This is a genomic window from Actinophytocola gossypii (genome assembly GCF_025165815.1).
GTDB classification, from domain to species: Bacteria; Actinomycetota; Actinomycetes; order Mycobacteriales; family Pseudonocardiaceae; genus Actinophytocola; species Actinophytocola gossypii.
The window spans coordinates 319526-335701 of sequence record NZ_JAFFZE010000014.1 but is presented as its reverse complement, the minus strand read 5'-3'; the positions used below and the strand labels follow the sequence as shown (position 1 = coordinate 335701).

The 16176-nt window shown below is 70.5% G+C and carries 14 protein-coding genes and 1 pseudogene; 4 read left to right on the top strand and 11 right to left on the bottom strand.

The window, feature by feature from the left end; translation table 11 throughout:
* Positions 1-8: 8 nt before the first annotated feature.
* The 5 genes from JT362_RS18090 to JT362_RS18070 all read right to left on the bottom strand — a co-directional run bounded on the left by JT362_RS18090 (position 9) and on the right by JT362_RS18070 (position 6158).
* Positions 9-1328, bottom strand: a complete 1320-nt coding sequence (locus JT362_RS18090) for a maltokinase N-terminal cap-like domain-containing protein (protein WP_260192436.1) — start codon at positions 1326-1328, stop codon at positions 9-11.
* Positions 1325-3151: a maltose alpha-D-glucosyltransferase gene (gene treS, locus JT362_RS18085; RefSeq protein ID WP_260192435.1), complete on the bottom strand. Its 1827-nt coding sequence runs from the start codon at positions 3149-3151 to the stop codon at positions 1325-1327. The genes JT362_RS18090 and treS overlap by 4 nt, the downstream gene beginning before the upstream one ends.
* Before the next feature lie 303 nt (positions 3152-3454).
* Positions 3455-3979, bottom strand: a complete 525-nt coding sequence (locus JT362_RS18080; protein ID WP_260192434.1) for a P-loop nucleotide/nucleoside kinase family protein — start codon at positions 3977-3979, stop codon at positions 3455-3457.
* 3 nt (positions 3980-3982) lie between these two features.
* Positions 3983-4747, bottom strand: coding sequence for an ESX secretion-associated protein EspG (locus JT362_RS18075; RefSeq protein ID WP_260192433.1), 765 nt, complete (start codon positions 4745-4747; stop codon positions 3983-3985).
* Positions 4737-6158 carry a hypothetical protein gene (locus tag JT362_RS18070; RefSeq protein ID WP_260192432.1) on the bottom strand — a complete coding sequence of 474 codons (1422 nt, stop codon included), beginning with the start codon at positions 6156-6158 and terminating at the stop codon, positions 4737-4739. Before JT362_RS18070 ends, JT362_RS18075 begins: the two co-directional genes overlap by 11 nt.
* Positions 6159-6281: 123 nt before the next feature.
* Between JT362_RS18070 and JT362_RS18065 the strand changes: the two genes are divergently transcribed.
* Positions 6282-6947 (top strand): class I SAM-dependent DNA methyltransferase, encoded by a 666-nt coding sequence (locus JT362_RS18065; protein ID WP_260192431.1) that lies wholly within the window; start codon positions 6282-6284, stop codon positions 6945-6947.
* On the opposite strand, the pseudogene JT362_RS18060 reads toward JT362_RS18065, so the two are convergent.
* Both JT362_RS18060 and JT362_RS18055 read right to left on the bottom strand, forming a co-directional pair.
* Positions 6912-7973: pseudogene (locus tag JT362_RS18060) on the bottom strand (transcription termination factor Rho, short form); the annotation flags it as partial. The gene JT362_RS18065 and the pseudogene JT362_RS18060 overlap by 36 nt on opposite strands.
* 173 nt (positions 7974-8146) lie before the next feature.
* Positions 8147-8482 carry a hypothetical protein gene (locus JT362_RS18055; RefSeq protein WP_260192430.1) on the bottom strand — a complete coding sequence of 112 codons (336 nt, stop codon included), beginning with the start codon at positions 8480-8482 and terminating at the stop codon, positions 8147-8149.
* On the opposite strand from JT362_RS18055, the gene JT362_RS18050 reads away from it, so the two are divergent.
* Complete coding sequence (locus tag JT362_RS18050; RefSeq protein ID WP_260192429.1) at positions 8463-8936, top strand: hypothetical protein; 474 nt, start codon at positions 8463-8465, stop codon at positions 8934-8936. The genes JT362_RS18055 and JT362_RS18050 overlap by 20 nt on opposite strands.
* On the opposite strand, the gene JT362_RS18045 is transcribed toward JT362_RS18050, so the two are convergent.
* Entirely contained in the window at positions 8933-10900 is a 1968-nt protein-coding gene (locus tag JT362_RS18045; protein WP_260192428.1) for an alpha-1,4-glucan--maltose-1-phosphate maltosyltransferase, read from the bottom strand. The two genes, JT362_RS18050 and JT362_RS18045, sit on opposite strands and share 4 nt — an antisense overlap.
* 119 nt (positions 10901-11019) lie before the next feature.
* Between JT362_RS18045 and glgP the strand changes: the two genes are divergently transcribed.
* Both glgP and JT362_RS18035 read left to right on the top strand, forming a co-directional pair.
* Positions 11020-13566 carry an alpha-glucan family phosphorylase gene (gene glgP / locus JT362_RS18040; protein WP_260192426.1) on the top strand — a complete coding sequence of 849 codons (2547 nt, stop codon included), beginning with the start codon at positions 11020-11022 and terminating at the stop codon, positions 13564-13566.
* Positions 13567-13569: 3 nt separating this feature from the next.
* Positions 13570-14280, top strand: a complete 711-nt coding sequence (locus tag JT362_RS18035) for an arginase family protein (RefSeq protein WP_260192425.1) — start codon at positions 13570-13572, stop codon at positions 14278-14280.
* Here the strand turns inward: JT362_RS18035 and JT362_RS18030 are convergent.
* The 3 genes from JT362_RS18030 to JT362_RS18020 form a co-directional block, all read right to left on the bottom strand.
* Positions 14273-14659 (bottom strand): rhodanese-like domain-containing protein, encoded by a 387-nt coding sequence (locus tag JT362_RS18030; protein ID WP_260192424.1) that lies wholly within the window; start codon positions 14657-14659, stop codon positions 14273-14275. The two genes, JT362_RS18035 and JT362_RS18030, sit on opposite strands and share 8 nt — an antisense overlap.
* Positions 14656-15135 carry a cysteine dioxygenase gene (locus JT362_RS18025; RefSeq protein ID WP_260192422.1) on the bottom strand — a complete coding sequence of 160 codons (480 nt, stop codon included), beginning with the start codon at positions 15133-15135 and terminating at the stop codon, positions 14656-14658. Before JT362_RS18025 ends, JT362_RS18030 begins: the two co-directional genes overlap by 4 nt.
* Before the next feature lie 96 nt (positions 15136-15231).
* Positions 15232-16101 carry a C39 family peptidase gene (locus JT362_RS18020; protein WP_260192421.1) on the bottom strand — a complete coding sequence of 290 codons (870 nt, stop codon included), beginning with the start codon at positions 16099-16101 and terminating at the stop codon, positions 15232-15234.
* Between the last annotated feature and the right edge of the window lie 75 nt (positions 16102-16176).

Below are 16176 nucleotides of genomic sequence, written 5' to 3'. Positions count from 1 at the left end.
GGAAATGGTCAGGGCATCGACCAGCGCTGGATGGCGGCCAGGGGGATCGGGAGCCAGTCCGGGCGGTTGTGGTGCTCGTAGCGGACCTCGTACACCGCCTTGTCCAGTTCCAGGGCGCGCAGCAGGGTGTCCTGCTCCGTGGGATCGCCGGCCACCTCCGCGTAGCCCGCGCTGAACGCCGCCCGGTTGCGGTCGGACCACTCCTCGGCCCGCGCCATCAGCTGCCGGTCGGTGTCCTCGCCGCCGAGCAGGTGGAACGCCGCGTAGTCGAAGCTGCGCAGCATCGCCGCGACGTCCCGCAGCGGCGAGCGCGGTGCCCGCCGCCGTTCCAGCGGCGCGGCCGGCTCGCCCTCGAAGTCGATCAGCACCCAGCCCTCGTTGCTGCGCAGCACCTGCCCCAGGTGCAGGTCGCCGTGCACCTGCTGGACGGTCAGCGGCTCCCGCAGCTCCCGGACGGCGTCGAACGCGGACCGCAGCAGCCGTTCCCTGGCGGCCAGCTCGGGCACCTCGGACAGCGCGGCGTCGAGCCGGGCGTGCATGGCGTCGACCTCGGCGTCGACCTCGTCGGGGGAGGCCGCCGAGGTGCCGGTCTCCGTCGCGAGGGCCGCGTGCACGTCGGCGACGGCGGCGCCGAGCCGGTGGGCCTCGCCGGCGAAGTCGCCGCCGACCTCGTCGGCGTGCAGGTCGCCCTCGGCGAGCAGGTCGCGGACGCTGGCGGTGGCGGTGGCCCAGCCCTCGACCGCGTTGGGCAGGAACTCCTGCAGGAAGCCGAGCACCAGGTCACCCTCGCTGATCACGCCGAGCGGGGCGGCGATGTGCGGGGTCCCGGCCGAGCGCAGCGCCCGGTGCAGCTCGACGTCCCGGTTCGGGCCGGGGTCGGGCTGGCGGTACAGCTTCAGGATGTACCGCGCGCCGTACACGATCGAGGTGTTGCTCTGTTCCACCCCGATCGGCCGGGCCCGCAGGTCGCGTTCGAGCGTGACGCCCGGCTCGGTTCGGAACGACAGGCCGTCGACGGTCGCGCCGTCGGCGAGCAGCGTCAGCAGGTGCGCCATCAGCTCGGTGTCCTGCGTCGCGTCGTACACCGACTCGTCACCCAGCCGGGTGATCACCGCGGGGGTGAGGTGGTCGGGGATGTCCCGCCGCGCGCCGAGCGGCAGCTGGTACAGGTCGGAGTCGACCTCGATCATCGTGTGCTGCAGCCCGTGCCCCAGCGCGGTCGCGCCGCGGGTGCCGACCGTCGTCGCGCCGCGCGCCTTGGCCCGGAACCAGCGCTGCTCCACCAGCCAGGTCAGTAAACCCTCGCCGAGATCCTCCGGTCGGATCACGGCGCCTCGCCCTCCTCGACGTCGGTGGTCAGCTGGAACCAGTAGAAACCGTGGCCGGGCAGCGTCAGCAGGTACGGCCACTCGCCGATCGGCGGGAAGCGCACGCCGCCGGTCAGCTCGACCGGGACCCGGCCCTCGTGCTCGGACAGGTTCAGCTCCACCGGCTGGGGGAACCGGGACAGGTTGTTCACGCAGATGACGAGGTCCTCGACGACGTCGTGCTCCGGGTCGGCCGACAGGTGTCGCAGGTAGGCGAGCACGCTCGGGTTCGAGGATCCCAGCTCGACGAACTCGCCGAGCCCGAACGCGGGGTGCTCGCGGCGGACCTGGAGCATCCGCCTGGTCCAGTGCAGCAGCGAGGAGCTGTTGTTCAGCTGCGCCTCGACGTTGACGGCCTGGTACCCGTACACCGGGTCGGCGATGACCGGCAGGTAGATCCGACCGGGATCACAGCGCGAGAACCCGGCATTCCGGTCGGGTGACCACTGCATGGGGGTACGGACGGCGTCGCGGTCACCGAGCCAGATGTTGTCGCCCATGCCGATCTCGTCGCCGTAGTAGAGGACGGGCGAGCCGGGCAGCGACAGCAGCAGGGCGGTGAACAGCTCCATCTGGTTCGCGTCGTTGTCCAGCAGCGGAGCGAGCCGCCGGCGGATGCCGATGTTCGCCTTCATCCGCGGGTCCTTGGCGTACTCCGCGTACATGTAGTCGCGCTCGTCGTCGGTGACCATCTCGAGGGTCAGCTCGTCGTGGTTGCGCAGGAAGATGCCCCACTGCGCGCCGGACGGGATCGGCGGCGTCTGGGCCAGGATCTCCGAGATCGGGAACCGGGACTCGCGGCGCACGGCCATGAAGATCCGCGGCATCAGCGGGAAGTGGAACGCCATGTGGCACTCGTCACCGCCCGTGTTCGGGTCGCCGAAGTAGGCGACCACGTCCGAGGGCCACTGGTTGGCCTCCGCGAGCAGCACGCGGTCCGGGAACTCGTCGTCGACGACCTTGCGGCAGCGCTTGAGGAACTCGTGCGTGCGGGGGAGGTTCTCGCAGTTGGTGCCCTCCTCCTCGTAGAGGTAGGGGACCGCGTCGAGCCGGAACCCGTCGATGCCGAGGTCGAGCCAGAACCGGAGGACGTCGATCATCGCGTCCCCGACCTCGGGGTTCTCGTAGTTGAGGTCGGGCTGGTGGGAGAAGAACCGGTGCCAGTAGAACTGCCCGCGGACCGGGTCGTAGGTCCAGTTGGAGGCCTCGGTGTCGACGAAGATGATCCGGGCGTCCGGGTACCCCTCGTCGGTGTCGGCCCAGACGTAGTAGTCCCCGTACGGCCCGTCCGGATGCTGCCGCGACTCCTGAAACCACGGATGAGCGTCACTCGTATGGTTGAGCACCAGGTCGGTGATCACCCGGATGCCCCGCTGATGCGCCTGGTCAAGCAGGTGCACGAAGTCCTCGACGGTACCGAACTCCGGCAGCACGGCCCGGAAGTCCGAGATGTCGTATCCCCCGTCCCGCAGCGGTGAGGCGTAGAACGGCGGCAGCCAGAGACAGTCGACGCCGAGCCACTGCAGGTAGTCGAGCTTGTCGGCCAGGCCCCGCAGGTCGCCGGTCCCGTCGTTGGTGAAGTCGTTGAACGCGCGGACCAGGACCTCGTAGAAGACGGCGGTCTTGTACCACTGGGCGGACTTCGGGGCGGATCTGGCGTGCCTGAACTCGCCGGCCTGCGGCTCGACGAGATGGCCGTCGGAGGTCATCGTCTCCCCGGTATGCGGCACGCCGTCCAGCCCCAGGCTGGCGTCCGGACGTGTCGTCTCGGGAGATTCCGTCATTCCCGCACCCTCACTCACACGCTCGCGTCCCACGGCCTCATTGCCGCGATTCGCGATCATGGTGCCAGGTGGTCCCCGGCACTCATCTCCATGGTCACCGCTGCCCCCCGATCGTGCACAAGGAGGGTGCCACCGATCCCGGCGACACCCTCCACTGTGGAGCTGGAGTCGCCGGGACCGCCGCGCCCGGGGTGGCCTGTTCACCGTCGGGTCCTGGCGGCCGTGGCTGGTCGTCGCCCTCTGTGTCGCACCGGCGGCGGTGGAAACCCGGCACGCCGTACTCGGGAGAGGCGGCCTGACCGGTCAGTCGTCGATACCCAGCGCCGCGCACAGTTCGGCGACGGTGTCCTCGGGAGTCTTCCCGGCCGTGTCCAGCACGACGTGCGGCCGGTCCCACGGCTCGTACTCGCGGTTCACGATGTCCGCCCAGGTCGGCAGGGTCAGGTCCGGGATGTCGACCGTGCGGGAGGTCGCCCGGCGCTCGTGTTCGGCCGGGTCCGAGCAGACCAGCTCCACCTCGACCAGGCGCGTCGACGCGGCCGCGTCGCGCCAGGCGTCGCGGGTGATCTCCATGGGGTTCACGCACTCGGCGATCACGGGTGAGCCCTGCGAGAGCAGGTCCCTGGCGACCGCGTAGGCGATGTCGTAGCCGAGTCCCCAGGTGACGGCGTGCCGCAACTCGTCGCCGGAACTCTCACGTTCGGCGAACCGGACGACGGCTTGCTCGATCGTGTCGATGCGGAGGTAGGCGGCCCCCAGTTTCCGAGCCACCGCGCGGGACACCGTCGTCTTTCCGGTCGCCGGCAGGCCACCGACCACGACCAACACGGGTCACCCGACCTGTTCCAGCACGTGGCCGGCCATCGAGGTCAGGCGGGCGGTGTCGGCCGGTGTGACTGTCACCCAGGCGTTGTCCTGCCGGATCGCGTAGCGGCCGGCCGCGGTGTCGCGCCAGGAGATCCGCACTGGTGCGTGTCGCCAGGTGCCGGTGTCGTCGCGTCGCACGGCTGCCAGCATGCCACCGTCGGTGCTGTCCTCGACCGCTCGGGCGAGCGTCGGTATGTCCCGCTGGTGCACGCCGGCACGGTCGAGAGCGTCCCGGAACGCCCCCGGGCCCCGGGCCGCCGCGGCGTCATACGCACGCTGGAAGTCGACGACCGGGGCGTTCGCCGATGCGCCGGTTCCGGGTTCCCTCGGCGGAAGGTCCTCGATCAGGTCTGTGACGAATTTGGGAGCCTTGGCTGTCCACAGTCGAATTTCCAGGTCGGTTCGGGTGGCGACCACGGCTCGCCCGTCTCGGACAGCCGCGACCGTCCACGCCGCCGCCTCGGGGCGGGTGCGGCCGAACTCGATCCGGGCCGGCGTCTCGGCCAGGAGACCCACCATTTCTCGCAGGTCTGCCGCGGGGTTCTCGATCGTACCCAGATCTCGCTCGGCGAGCGTCGCGCTCGCGGCGGCCGTGTGCTCCGCACGTTCGGTCCGGGAGTCTCCGACGGGGTTGACGCCGAGAAAGGAAGGCAGATCGCTGAGCTTGTGGTGGGCGTACCACAGCAGAAAGAACTCGGCTACTCGGAGTGATCGAATTTCAGTAGGCACCGCTGGGGCCTCCCGGAGGAGGTGGCGGCTCCTCGTAGTCCTTCAGGTCCTCGATGTCGGAGCGGTCACTCTTCTCGATGTGCCGATCGACCGATCCGCCGTTGCCGTGATCGGATCCGTTGAGATCCGGACCTTTTTCCAGTGCGCGCATGACGGCTTCGTTGTCCGTCTCGACACCGTAGTACTCGCGAGCGGTGTCATGGAGCCGAGAACCTGCCTCGTAGTACCGTGCGCAGGTGGTTCGCAAGAACGAAATCAACGAATCCCGCGTGTCTTTCAGCTCCTGATCTCCTGCGGTTTCGACATCGTTTTCCCCCGTCAACTCGCCATCGGCCGCGTCCGTCCCCAGGACCTTGCCGAGGACGCGTTCGTACTCTTCGGACGCTTCGAAGCAATACTGTGCGAGCTTGTCGACCTGCTCCACCGACACCTCGAATCCACCCGCCGGGGGCGCGGAGCTGTTTGCCGTCTGCCCCGAGAAGTCGTACAGCTCCAGCTCCGCACTCGGCACACTCGCGATAGATCTCTGCAGCTCGGTAACCTTGCCGAACCATTCGTTTTCGGCGGTGTGGGCGTCAATCCCTGCCTGTCCCAAATCAGTCATCAAGCCCACCACGACATCCTTGATCTCGTTGGCGTACTTCTGATCGGGGTTCTTGCTGTCCAAATATCCGCCGATTATCGCGCCACCAGCAAGTACCGCACCTGCTCCGGCGCTGGCGAACCCGACGGCGATGATGGCGACGTTGACGAATGCCCAACGTGCATTTTCCTCGCCGGAGGCGACGGTTTCACGGATCTTCTCCGTCGCGCGCTGGAACGCCGTCAGGGTGTTGCTGCGCGCGGCGTCGATGATGCAGGCGCGGCCATCATAGAGATTGAGCAGGCTGGTGGCGAGATCCGCCTGGTTCTCCATGGTCGGGTCGACCGTCTGCCCGAAATTGTTCCGGAACGCCTCACCGGAGATTCCCGCCCACTTGGTGAAGTCGTCGGCGTCCCCGCTGCGGCCGTTGATCTTGTTCGTCAGGGTGGGGAGCCCGCTGTCGTCACCGACGGCCGACCGCTCCCCGAGGAGCGCCGCGGCGGCATGCAGATCGTTGAAGGCCGACTCCAGCTTGCTCAGGTCCTGGCTGTCATACACCGCGATCATGGGTTCCACCTGGGCGCGGACTTCCGTCACCCAGCCGGGCGCGTTCTCCTTGGCCCTGTTGTACCCGATACTGACCGTGTCGGGCCCAGGACCCGCGCTGGCGGTCGGCTTCGGGTCGGGTTCTTCACCGTGTGGCGTCCACACCTGCATGTGGTCATCGAGGTCCGCCCTGTACCGCTCGAGGAGCGCGCTGTCGAACGCCGCCATCGCGTCCCTGAGGTCCGTGGCGTAGAGGTACGGGTTCGCGTGCTTGATCGTCATGTCCCCCCCGAATCGCATGTGCTGTGCTGGTGTCGCTCGCGGGTGTGACGTACCGGGCCCGGCGAAGGTTCCTTCATACATCAACCCGGCGGCACCGGTCGTTCCAAGGGGTACGGTTCGCTGATGACCTGGTTGAGCGAGACCCGGGACTCGTACGACAAGATCGCGGCCGGCTACGCCGACGAGACCCGCGACCTGCTCGACCGGCTGCGTCACGTTCGCGCCGGGGTCGTGCTGTTCGCCGACCTGGTCCGCGCGATCGGCGGCGGACCCGTCGCCGACGTGGGCTGTGGGCCTGGACACACCACCGCTCTGCTGCGGGAGCTTGGCACGGACGCGTTCGGCATCGACCTGTCACCCGCGATGATCGAGATCGCCCGCCGCGAGCACCCCGGTGCGCGGTTCGAGATCGGTTCGATGACCGACCTGGACGTCGCCGACGACTCCCTGGCCGGCGTGCTCGCGTGGTGGTCGCTGATCCACATCCCGGACGAGGCGGTGCCGGGCGTGCTCGCACAGTTCCACCGGGTCCTGCGGCCGGGCGGGGTGCTGGCCGCGGGGTTCCACGTCGGTGACGATGCGAAGATCGGCACCGAGCCCACCGGGGCGTATGGGCACCGCCGCCAACCGTCCCGCGTGGCCGACTGGCTCCGCGCGGCCGGCTTCACCGTGGAGGCGCAGCACCTGCTGAATCCGGACGAACCGAAGCCGGGCGCGATCCTGTTCGCTCGCAGACCGGCGGCGTCGCGGGGGTCAGGTGCTCACGCGACGCGTGAGGCCGGCCAGTAGCTCGGCGTTCGTCGGGGTGCGGCGGAGGGTGTCGAGCAGGGTGTCGACGTCGCGGTTGTCGAGGGCGCGGCGGAGCGCTCTGGTCGCGGCCAGCTCGGCGGGGGAGAGGAGGAGTTCCTCCTTGCGGGTGCCGGACTGGTGGACGTCGACGGCCGGGTAGACGCGTTTGGCGGCGAGCCGGCGGTCGAGGCGGAGTTCGGCGTTGCTGGTTCCCTTGTACTCCTCGAAGATCAGTGTGTCGCCTGCCGATCCGGTCTCCACGAGGGCGGTGGCGAAGATCGTCAGGGAGCCGCCGTGTTCGATGTTGCGGGCGGCGCCGAGGAAGCGCTTCGGCGGCGTGAGCGCGGTGGAGTCGACGCCGCCGGTGAGGATGCGCCCCGTGGCGGGGGCGGCGAGGTTGTACGCGCGGCCGAGCCTGGTGAGCGAGTCGAGCAGGACGACGACGTCACGGCCGTGTTCGACCAGGCGTTTCGCGCGTTCGATCGCCAGCTCGGCGAGCGCGGTGTGGTCCCTCGGCGGCCGGTCGAACGTCGCGGCGACGACCTCGGCGGGCACGCCGCGGGCGAGATCGGTGACCTCCTCGGGCCGCTCGCCGACGAGGACGAGCATCAGGTGACACTCGGGGTGGTTCTTGGCGATGCCGTGCGCGATGGCTCGCAGGACCGTGGTCTTGCCGGCCTTCGGCGGAGCGACGACGAGCGCGCGCTGCCCCTTGCCGACCGGCATGACGAGGTCGGCGACGCGCGTGGTGAGCGCGTGCGGCTCGGTCTCCAGCCGGAGCCTTTCGTTGGGGTACAAAGGAGTCAGCTCGGCGAACGCGGGTCGCTGGTAGTGGGGTCGATGGTCGTTGACCGTGTCGACGGCGACCAGCCGCCCGGACGCGGCGGTGCCGGTGACGGTGTCACCCCGACGCAGCCCGTTGCTACGAACGAGTCCGATGGGGACGGTCGGGTCGCCCGGGTCGGGAAGATAGCCGTCGGTACGCAGAAACGCACGTTCGCCGATGATGTCCAGAATCCCGGACACGTTGGTGGACATGGGAAAACTCCAGAAGGGTAAGACGGATCGAGGTCACGCGGCCACGGCAGGACTGCCAACGAGCCAGCGAAGAGATCCGAGAGGGTTCCGGTGGGGGCCAAGCCAACAGCCACCAGAAGTAGACGGTTCGGAGACTACCGCACGGGAAGCCGGGTCGGCAACTACTCGACGGTCCGATCACCGCCGGACCGTCGCACTCGATGAGCCAAGACCAGCGCGATCACCAGCAGCGTGAAGGAAATCCCAGCCCACAACAACCGAAACACGTTGATACCGACGTTGTCGCTCCACGAGCTGAGCAGCGACACCACCATGCTGGTGCATGTGCAGAAATTGGCGATCACTGTCAGCGTCAGCAACCGTCTGTTGTTGGAGTCGGATGATCGGCGCATTCGTGATGTCCACTTCCGCCGCGTCCCTTCACTGGAACTGTAATGTTGACGGGTGCGCTTCATCGAGCGTCGTTGGTTCGGGCCCATGGTCGCCACCAGCGCCATCCTGCTCACCGCGCTGGTCATCAACGTGGTCTCCCGGGCTTCGCGGCCCGACTATCCGCCCGTCGACCGGGCCGGGGCGGAGGCCCTGCTCGACGACACGGCCCGGCTCGCGCGGGACGGTGACTACGAACGCCTGTGCCAGACCGTCGCGGCGTCGGCGGGGATCTGCCGAGGGCTGCTGCAGACCGCGGGGCTGCCCGGCCCGGACACGCCCGACATCGTCGCGGTGTCTCGGCTGGGGGAGTCGTTGGTGTTGCACCTGCGCGGGCAGCGCGCCGACGGAACCGCCTTCACCAGCGACTTCCAGGTCAGCTGGACCGACACCGCCGACGGCCCCGACCTGCGCAGCCGCACCCCGATCTACTGGTCCGGCGTCCAGTTGGTCCACGCCGACTGCCACGCCACCGATGGCGCGTCGGCATGCACAGGTGTCGCGACCGCGCCTTCTCGTTAGCGGATCACCGTCAGGATGTGGCAGACCTGGTGGGTCGGTTCCAGGCGCACGTAGTTCGTCTGGCTCCAGTCCCAGGTTTCGCCGCTGACCTCGTCTCGGACGGCGAACCGGTCGGTCCAGTCGAGGCCGAGGGTCGGCATGTCGAGGCGGACCATCGTCTCCTGCGTGTGGTGGGAGTCCAGGTTCACCACCACGATGACCGTGTCCTTGCCGGCCGGATCCGTCTTCGAGTACGCCAGGATCGCGTCGTTGTCCGCGTGGTGGAAGCGGAGAGTGCGCAGCTGCTGCAACGCGGGATGGGCCGCGCGGATCGCGTTCAGCCTGGTGATCCACGGCTCGAGGGAGCGGCCTTCGGCCAGGGCCTTGGCGTAGTCGCGCGGGCGCAGCTCGTACTTCTCCGAGTTCAGGTACTCCTCGCTGCCCTCGCGTACGGCCTCGTGTTCGAACAGTTCGTACCCGGAGTACACCCCCCAGGTGGGTGACATGGTGGCCGCCAGCGCGGCACGCAGCGCGAACATCGCGGGACCGCCGAACTGGAGCGACGCGTGCAGGATGTCCGGCGTGTTCACGAACAGGTTCGGGCGGGCCTCGTCGGCGTGGGCGACGATCTCCTGACCGAACTCGACCAGCTCGTGCTTGAACGTCTGCCAGGTGAAGTACGTGTACGACTGGGTGAATCCCAGCTTGGCCAGACCATAGAGGCGCGCTCGGCGGGTGAACGCCTCGGACAGGAACAACACGTCCGGCTCCACCGCCTTCACCTGGTGGATCAGCCAGTGCCAGAAGTTCGGCGGCTTCGTGTGCGGGTTGTCCACCCGGAAGATCCGGACCCCGTGGCGCACCCAGTGCAGGACGACCCGGAGCACCTCGGCGTAGATGCCTTCCGGATCGTTGTCGAAGTTCACCGGATAGATGTCCTGGTACTTCTTCGGGGGGTTTTCTGCGTACGCTATGGAACCGTCCGGCTTCTTGGTGAACCACTCCGGGTGCTCCGCTACCCAGGGGTGGTCGGGGGCGCATTGGAGGGCCAGGTCCAGGGCCACCTCCAGGCCGAGCTCGCCGGCCCGGGTCACGAACGCGTCGAAGTCCTCGATCGTGCCCAACTCGGGGTGGACGGCGTCGTGACCACCCTCCGACGAGCCGATCGCCCAGGTCGAGCCGACGTCCTCGGGCACCGAGATCACGCTGTTGTTCGGGCCCTTGCGGTTCACCGTCCCGATCGGGTGGATCGGCGGCAGGTACACCACGTCGAAGCCCATGGCGGCGACCCGGTCCAGCTCGGCCGCCGCGGTCGCGAACGTGCCGTGCACCGGCTTGCCCGACGCGTCCCACCCACCCGTCGACCGGGGGAACAGCTCGTACCAGGACCCGTACAGCGCCCTCGGCCGGTCCACCCACAGCTGGTACTTCCGCCCTCGGGTCACCAGGTCGCGCAGTGGGTACGCCTGCATGTACCGCTGCACCGGCTCGTCCAGCGCCTCGGCGATCCTGGCGGGCAGAGGCGCGGTGTCGTCCCGCAGCGCGGCGGCCGCGGACACCAGCATCCGGCGCTCCCCGTTGTGCGGGAACCGGCGGGCCGCGCGGTCGAGCAGCCGCGCGCCCGTCTCCAGGTCGTTGGCCAGCTCGTCCGCGCCCTGCGCGGCGCCGACCTTCACCTCGACGGCGTGTCGCCAGGTCGACCACGGGTCGCTCCACGCGTCCACCCGGTAGGTCCACATGCCGGTCGCGTCCGGCACGACCGTGGCGACCCACTCGTCGGTGTCGACGTCCGCGCAGAGCATCCTGGTCTGCCGCTCGCCGTCGTCGTGCGGGCCGCGCCACACCACGGTCGCACCGACGGCGTCGTGGCCCTCGCGCCAGACGGTGGCCCGCACGGGGATGTGCTCGCCGACCACGGCCTTCGCCGGATAGCGGCCGCAGCTCACCATCGGGGTCACGTCGTCGATACCCAGTCGACCGCTCACCGGTCCAACCCTCCCGAAAAGATCGTCCCCCTGCGATGGCAGTCTGCCCTGTCCCCGCGATCGACACACGGCCCGGCGCCTTGAGTTCGTCCGATGGTCGCCCGATAAGGTCGGTCGGCGTGAAAGCTGTACGTCGGTTTACCGTGCGCGCCGGGTTGCCCGAGCCGCTCCGCGAGCTGGGCACCCTCGCCACCAACCTGCGGTGGACCTGGCACCCGCCCACCCAGGAACTGTTCGCCGCCATCGACCAGGGCATCTGGCAGCGGGTCGGTGACCCGCTGCGGCTGCTCGCCGAGGTGCCGGCGAACCGCCTGGAGCAGCTCGCCACCGACGGCGAGTTCCTGGCCAGAGCCGACGCGCTCTCCCGCGACCTGCGCGACTACCTGACCGGCGACCGCTGGTACCAGCACCGTCGCGCGGAGCTCGCCGGACACGGCGCCGAGGGCAACGGGCGGGCCGACCGGATGCCGTCCTCGATCGCCTACTTCTCGATGGAGTTCGGCGTCACCGAGGCGTTGCCGAACTACTCCGGTGGCCTCGGCGTGCTGGCCGGCGACCACCTCAAGGCGGCCTCCGACCTGGGCGTTCCGCTGATCGGTGTCGGCCTGCTGTACCGGTCGGGGTACTTCCGCCAGTCGCTGTCGCTGGACGGCTGGCAGGTCGAGCACTACCCGGTGATCGACCCCAACGGCCTGCCGCTCGAACCGCTGACCGAGCCGTCCGGGGCGCCGATCCTGGTGCACGTGGCGATGCCCGGCGGCCGGGTGCTGCGGGCCAGGATCTGGCAGGCCCGCGTCGGGCGGGTGCCGCTGCTGCTGCTCGACTCCGATGTCGACGGCAACGACGACGACCTGCGCGGCGTCACCGACCGCCTCTACGGCGGCGACCAGAACCACCGGATCCGGCAGGAGATCCTCGCCGGCATCGGCGGCGTGCGCGCGGTCCGCACCTACTGCGAGCTGACCGGCCACGCCCAGCCCGAGGTGTTCCACACCAACGAGGGCCACGCCGGCTTCCTCGGCCTGGAGCGGCTGCGCGAGCTGATGTCGGGCCAGAACCTGTCCTTCGACGAGGCGCTGTCCGCGGTCCGCGCGGGCACCGTGTTCACCACGCACACCCCGGTCCCGGCCGGCATCGACCGCTTCCCGGTCGACCTGGTGCAGCACTACTTCGGCGACGGCGCACTGCTGCCCGACGTGGACTTCCGCCGGGTGCTCGGCCTCGGCGCCGAGGACAACCCTGGCATGTTCAACATGGCCCACATGGGTCTGCGGCTGGCCCAGCGCGCGAACGGCGTGTCGAAGCTGCACGGCGAGGTCAGCCGGGACATGTTCGGCGCGCTGTGGCCGGGCTTCGACACCGCCGAGGTGCCGATCACGTCGGTGACCAACGGCGTGCACGGACCGACCTGGACCGCGCGGGAGGTCACCGAGTCGATCGGCGAGCCGGGCGAGACGCACCTGGCCGACGTGTCCGACTCGGCGCTGTGGAACCTCCGCTGCGAGCTGCGCCGCCGCCTGGTCGGTGAGGTGCGGCGCCGGGTGCGGGACGCCTGGTTGCAGCGCGGCGCGTCCCCGCTGGAGCTGGCCTGGACCGACACGGTGTTCGACCCGGACGTGCTCACCGTCGGCTTCGCCCGCCGGGTGCCGACCTACAAGCGGCTGACGCTGATGCTGCGCGACCAGGAGCGGCTGCGGCACCTGCTGCTGCACTCCGAGCGGCCGGTGCAGCTGGTGGTCGCCGGCAAGTCGCACCCCGCCGACGACGGCGGCAAGGCGCTGATCCAGCAGATCGTGAAGTTCGCCGACGACCCGTCGGTGCGGCACCGGATCGCGTTCCTGCCGGACTACGACATGTCGATGGCCAGGTACCTGTACTGGGGCTGCGACGTGTGGCTGAACAACCCGACCCGCCCGCTGGAGGCGTGCGGCACGTCCGGCATGAAGGCCGCGCTCAACGGTGGCCTGAACCTGTCGATCCGCGACGGCTGGTGGGACGAGTTCTACGACGGCTCCAACGGCTGGGCGATCCCGACCGCCGACGGCGTCGGCGACCCGCTGCGCCGCGACGACCTGGAGGCGGCGGCACTGTACGAGCTGCTCGGCTCCCAGGTGGCGCCGCTGTTCTACGACCGGACGGACGGCGTCCCGGCGCAGTGGCTGGCGATGGTGCGGCACACGCTGGACTCGCTCGGTCCCCGGGTGCAGGCGTCGCGGATGGTCCAGGAGTACGTCGAGTCGGCGTACAAGCCGGCGGCCACCGCGGTGGAGCTGGCGCACGCGGAGGACTACCGGGCCGCGCGCGAGCTGGCGTCCTACCGGGACCGGCTCGGCGGGGCGTGGCCGCACGTCCGGGTGACGCACTGCGAGCTGGACCTGCACGGTGCGCCGGTGCTGGGGGAGCGGGTGCGCGTCCGCGCGTCGGTGGACCTGGCCGGGCTGTCCCCGGCGGACGTCGTGGTGCAGGTGGTCGTGGGTCGGGTCACCGACAACGACGAGCTGTACGACGTGGTCACCGTGCCGATGTCGCCGGCCGAGGACGGCGCCTACGCGGCCGAGGTGCCGCTGCCGCACACCGGAACGCTCGGCGCGACGGCCCGCGTGCTGCCGCGCCACGAGCTGCTGGCCAGCCCGGCGGAACTCGGCCGCGTCGTGGTCGCGGGCTGAGCGATGAGCCCCATCGTCGTGCCGTTCCACCAGGACGAGCGGCTGGCGCCGGGAAGCCTGCCGGTGACCGGGCAGGTCGTCGCGCCCACGCTGCCGGACGGGGACCGGTGGGCGCGGCTGGTCCGGCTCTGGGACGCGGTCGCCGACGCCGTGGCGGGAGCGACCGCGCCGACGGTGGTCTCCGGCGACTGCCTGGTCGCGCTCGGCGTGCTGGCCGGGGTGCAGCGCGCCGGGGTGGACCCGTCGGTGCTCTGGTTCGACGCGCACGGCGACGTGCACACGCTGGAGTCGTCGACGTCCGGGTACCTCGGCGGCCTGTCGTTGCGGCTGGCCATGGGCGCGCACCCCGAGCGGGTGGCCGGCCCGCTCGGGCTCCGGCCACTCGCCGAGGACCGCGTCACCCTGGTCGACGCGCGGGACCTGGACCCGGCCGAGGCCGACTACCTGGCCACGGCCCGCGTCCGGCGCGCCACGGTGGACGAGGTCGAGGTGCCGCCCGGTCCGGTCGTGCTGCACCTCGACGTCGACGTGATCGACTCCGGCGACCTGCCCGGCCTGCTGTTCCCGGTGTCCGGCGGGCCGTCGCGCGCCGCGGTGCTCGCGTCGGTCCGGCGGGTGCTCGACACCGGCCGGGTCGCCGCGTTGAGCGTGGCCTGCCCCTGGCGCCCCGGCGACGACCCACGGCGCGCCGAACTGCTGTCCGCCCTCACCTGACCGCCTCCGTCGGACCCTCCCGGACCGGCAGGCCCGCGGCCCGCCAGGCGCGGAAGCCGCCGACCAGGTCGGTGGCCCGGCGCAGCCCGAGCGCCCGGAGGTCGCGGGCGGCGAGGCTCGACGAGTAGCCCTCGTTGCACAGCACGACCACGAGGGTGTCCTCGGTGAGCCCGTCGAGCCGGTGCTCGCCGTGCGGGTCGAGACGCCACTCCAGCACGATGCGCTCCACCGGGACCGAGCCGGGAACCTCGCCCTCGGCCCGGTCGCGCTCCGGCCGGATGTCGACCAGCAGCGCGCCCGGGAGCCGGGCGACCTCGTGCGCGGTCACCCGCTCCAGGCCCGCGCGGGCGAACGCGAGCGCGTCGTCGACCGCGCTCACGGCGTCGGGCGGTCGAGGCTCGGGTACTCGCGCGTCGGCACCAGCGGCGGCGAGTAGGCGTGCACGGTGGCGGCCCTGGCCGCGCTGGTGTTCCAGACCTGGTGCACCCGCCCGGCTCCGAACCCGATCGCGTTGCCGACCCGGTGGGTCCGGCGCGCGACCGGGCCGCGGGAGTACCGGTAGGTCTCGGACAACTCGCCCAGGATGACGGCGAACGCGCCGGCCGCGCCGCCGTGGTCGTGCGGGGCGGTGTGCTGGCCCGGCAGCCAGGACAGCAGCCAGACCTCCACCTCGTCGGTCAGCGCGAGGCGGGCCCACCAGCGCCGCGGGCTGGCGAAGCGGACCTGGTCGAGCAGCGATCCGGTGAGTTCGGTGCCGATCCGGCTGGTGAGGGTGCACAGCTCGGCGGGGGTCCACTCGGGGCGGCGGGGTGCGACGAGGTCGTCGATGCGGGGATGGGTCAGGACGGCTGTCATGTCCACGAGCGTGACAGCTCCGACGATATGTGGAACGCGCTCCCACATTGTGGGGACCACGTGCCGCCCGTGGGACGGCGCGCGGCCCCGAACCCGTTACAGGAGCACGCCCGCACGCCCCAGATGGTTGTCCCAGTAGGCGGCCAGGACGGCGGCCGAGGTGCGGTAGACGATCGGCTGGGATGCCGGGTCCAGCACCAGGTACTGGCCGCCCTCGTAGCCGGCGACGGTGAGGAAGTGCGGCACGTCGTTGCCCGACCACGGCAGGTCCTTCATGTTCCCGGCCATCACCACCGGCCGGCCGGCCCGCACGTGCGCCAGCGCGCGGTCGAAGTCACCGAACACGACGGTGGCGGACACGCCGTTCGCGGCCAGCGCGCGGCGCACGTCGGACTCGACGGTGCCGAAGTGGTTCGGGTCGTTCCACGTCGGGTCGAAGCCCATGTCCGAGCGGGCCCGGTTGATCGCGGCCACCGGGTTGTTCGAGTCCCACGAGCGCGGGGTCACGCCGGCGGCGAGCAGCGCGGTGACCACGCTCGTCGGGCCGCAGTCCTCGCTCTGGTTGGGCTGGCCCTGGAACTGCGACACCGGGACGTACCGCCCGGAGGTGTCACCGCAGTCCGGCACCCCCGGGATCCGGTAGTCGTACCCGGTGGCCATGTAGGCGTCGGCGAGGTACCCGCCGAGCGCCGGCACGTAGTCCCACAGGTCGCTGGTGAACCCGTTGGTGTTGGTCACCGCCTGGCCCTGGGCCTGGCAGGAGATGTCGACCACGCGCCCGTCCCAGACCAGGCCGAGGCTCCCGCTGGCGGTGGTCGGTCCGGACCGGATGTTGAGCCCGTCGCCGTCGGTGTTGCCGACCGTCGCGGTCGCCGCCGAGGCGACGCCGGTCGTGCCGACGAGTGTGCCGGCCACCACGGCCAGCACCAGCACGAGCCTCGCGGGCAGCGAGCGGATTGATCTCATGTTCGTTCTCCCATCGCGTCGTGCGCTCATGGCGCGGGGATGCGACGTGAAGAACTTTCCGGTCGTTGCCCGTTG

Excerpts from the sequence above, each read along its gene's own strand:
- JT362_RS18035 (WP_260192425.1), top strand. The coding sequence starts at position 13,570 with ATGAGCCCCATCGTCGTGCCGTTCCACCAGGACGAGCGGCTGGCGCCG.
- JT362_RS18020 (WP_260192421.1), bottom strand. The coding sequence starts at position 16,101 with ATGAGATCAATCCGCTCGCTGCCCGCGAGGCTCGTGCTGGTGCTGGCC.
- JT362_RS18050 (WP_260192429.1), top strand. The coding sequence starts at position 8,463 with ATGGTCGCCACCAGCGCCATCCTGCTCACCGCGCTGGTCATCAACGTG.
- treS (WP_260192435.1), bottom strand. The coding sequence starts at position 3,151 with ATGACGGAATCTCCCGAGACGACACGTCCGGACGCCAGCCTGGGGCTG.
- JT362_RS18025 (WP_260192422.1), bottom strand. The coding sequence starts at position 15,135 with ATGACAGCCGTCCTGACCCATCCCCGCATCGACGACCTCGTCGCACCC.
- JT362_RS18070 (WP_260192432.1), bottom strand. The coding sequence starts at position 6,158 with ATGACGATCAAGCACGCGAACCCGTACCTCTACGCCACGGACCTCAGG.
- JT362_RS18065 (WP_260192431.1), top strand. The coding sequence starts at position 6,282 with ATGACCTGGTTGAGCGAGACCCGGGACTCGTACGACAAGATCGCGGCC.
- JT362_RS18055 (WP_260192430.1), bottom strand. The coding sequence starts at position 8,482 with ATGGCGCTGGTGGCGACCATGGGCCCGAACCAACGACGCTCGATGAAG.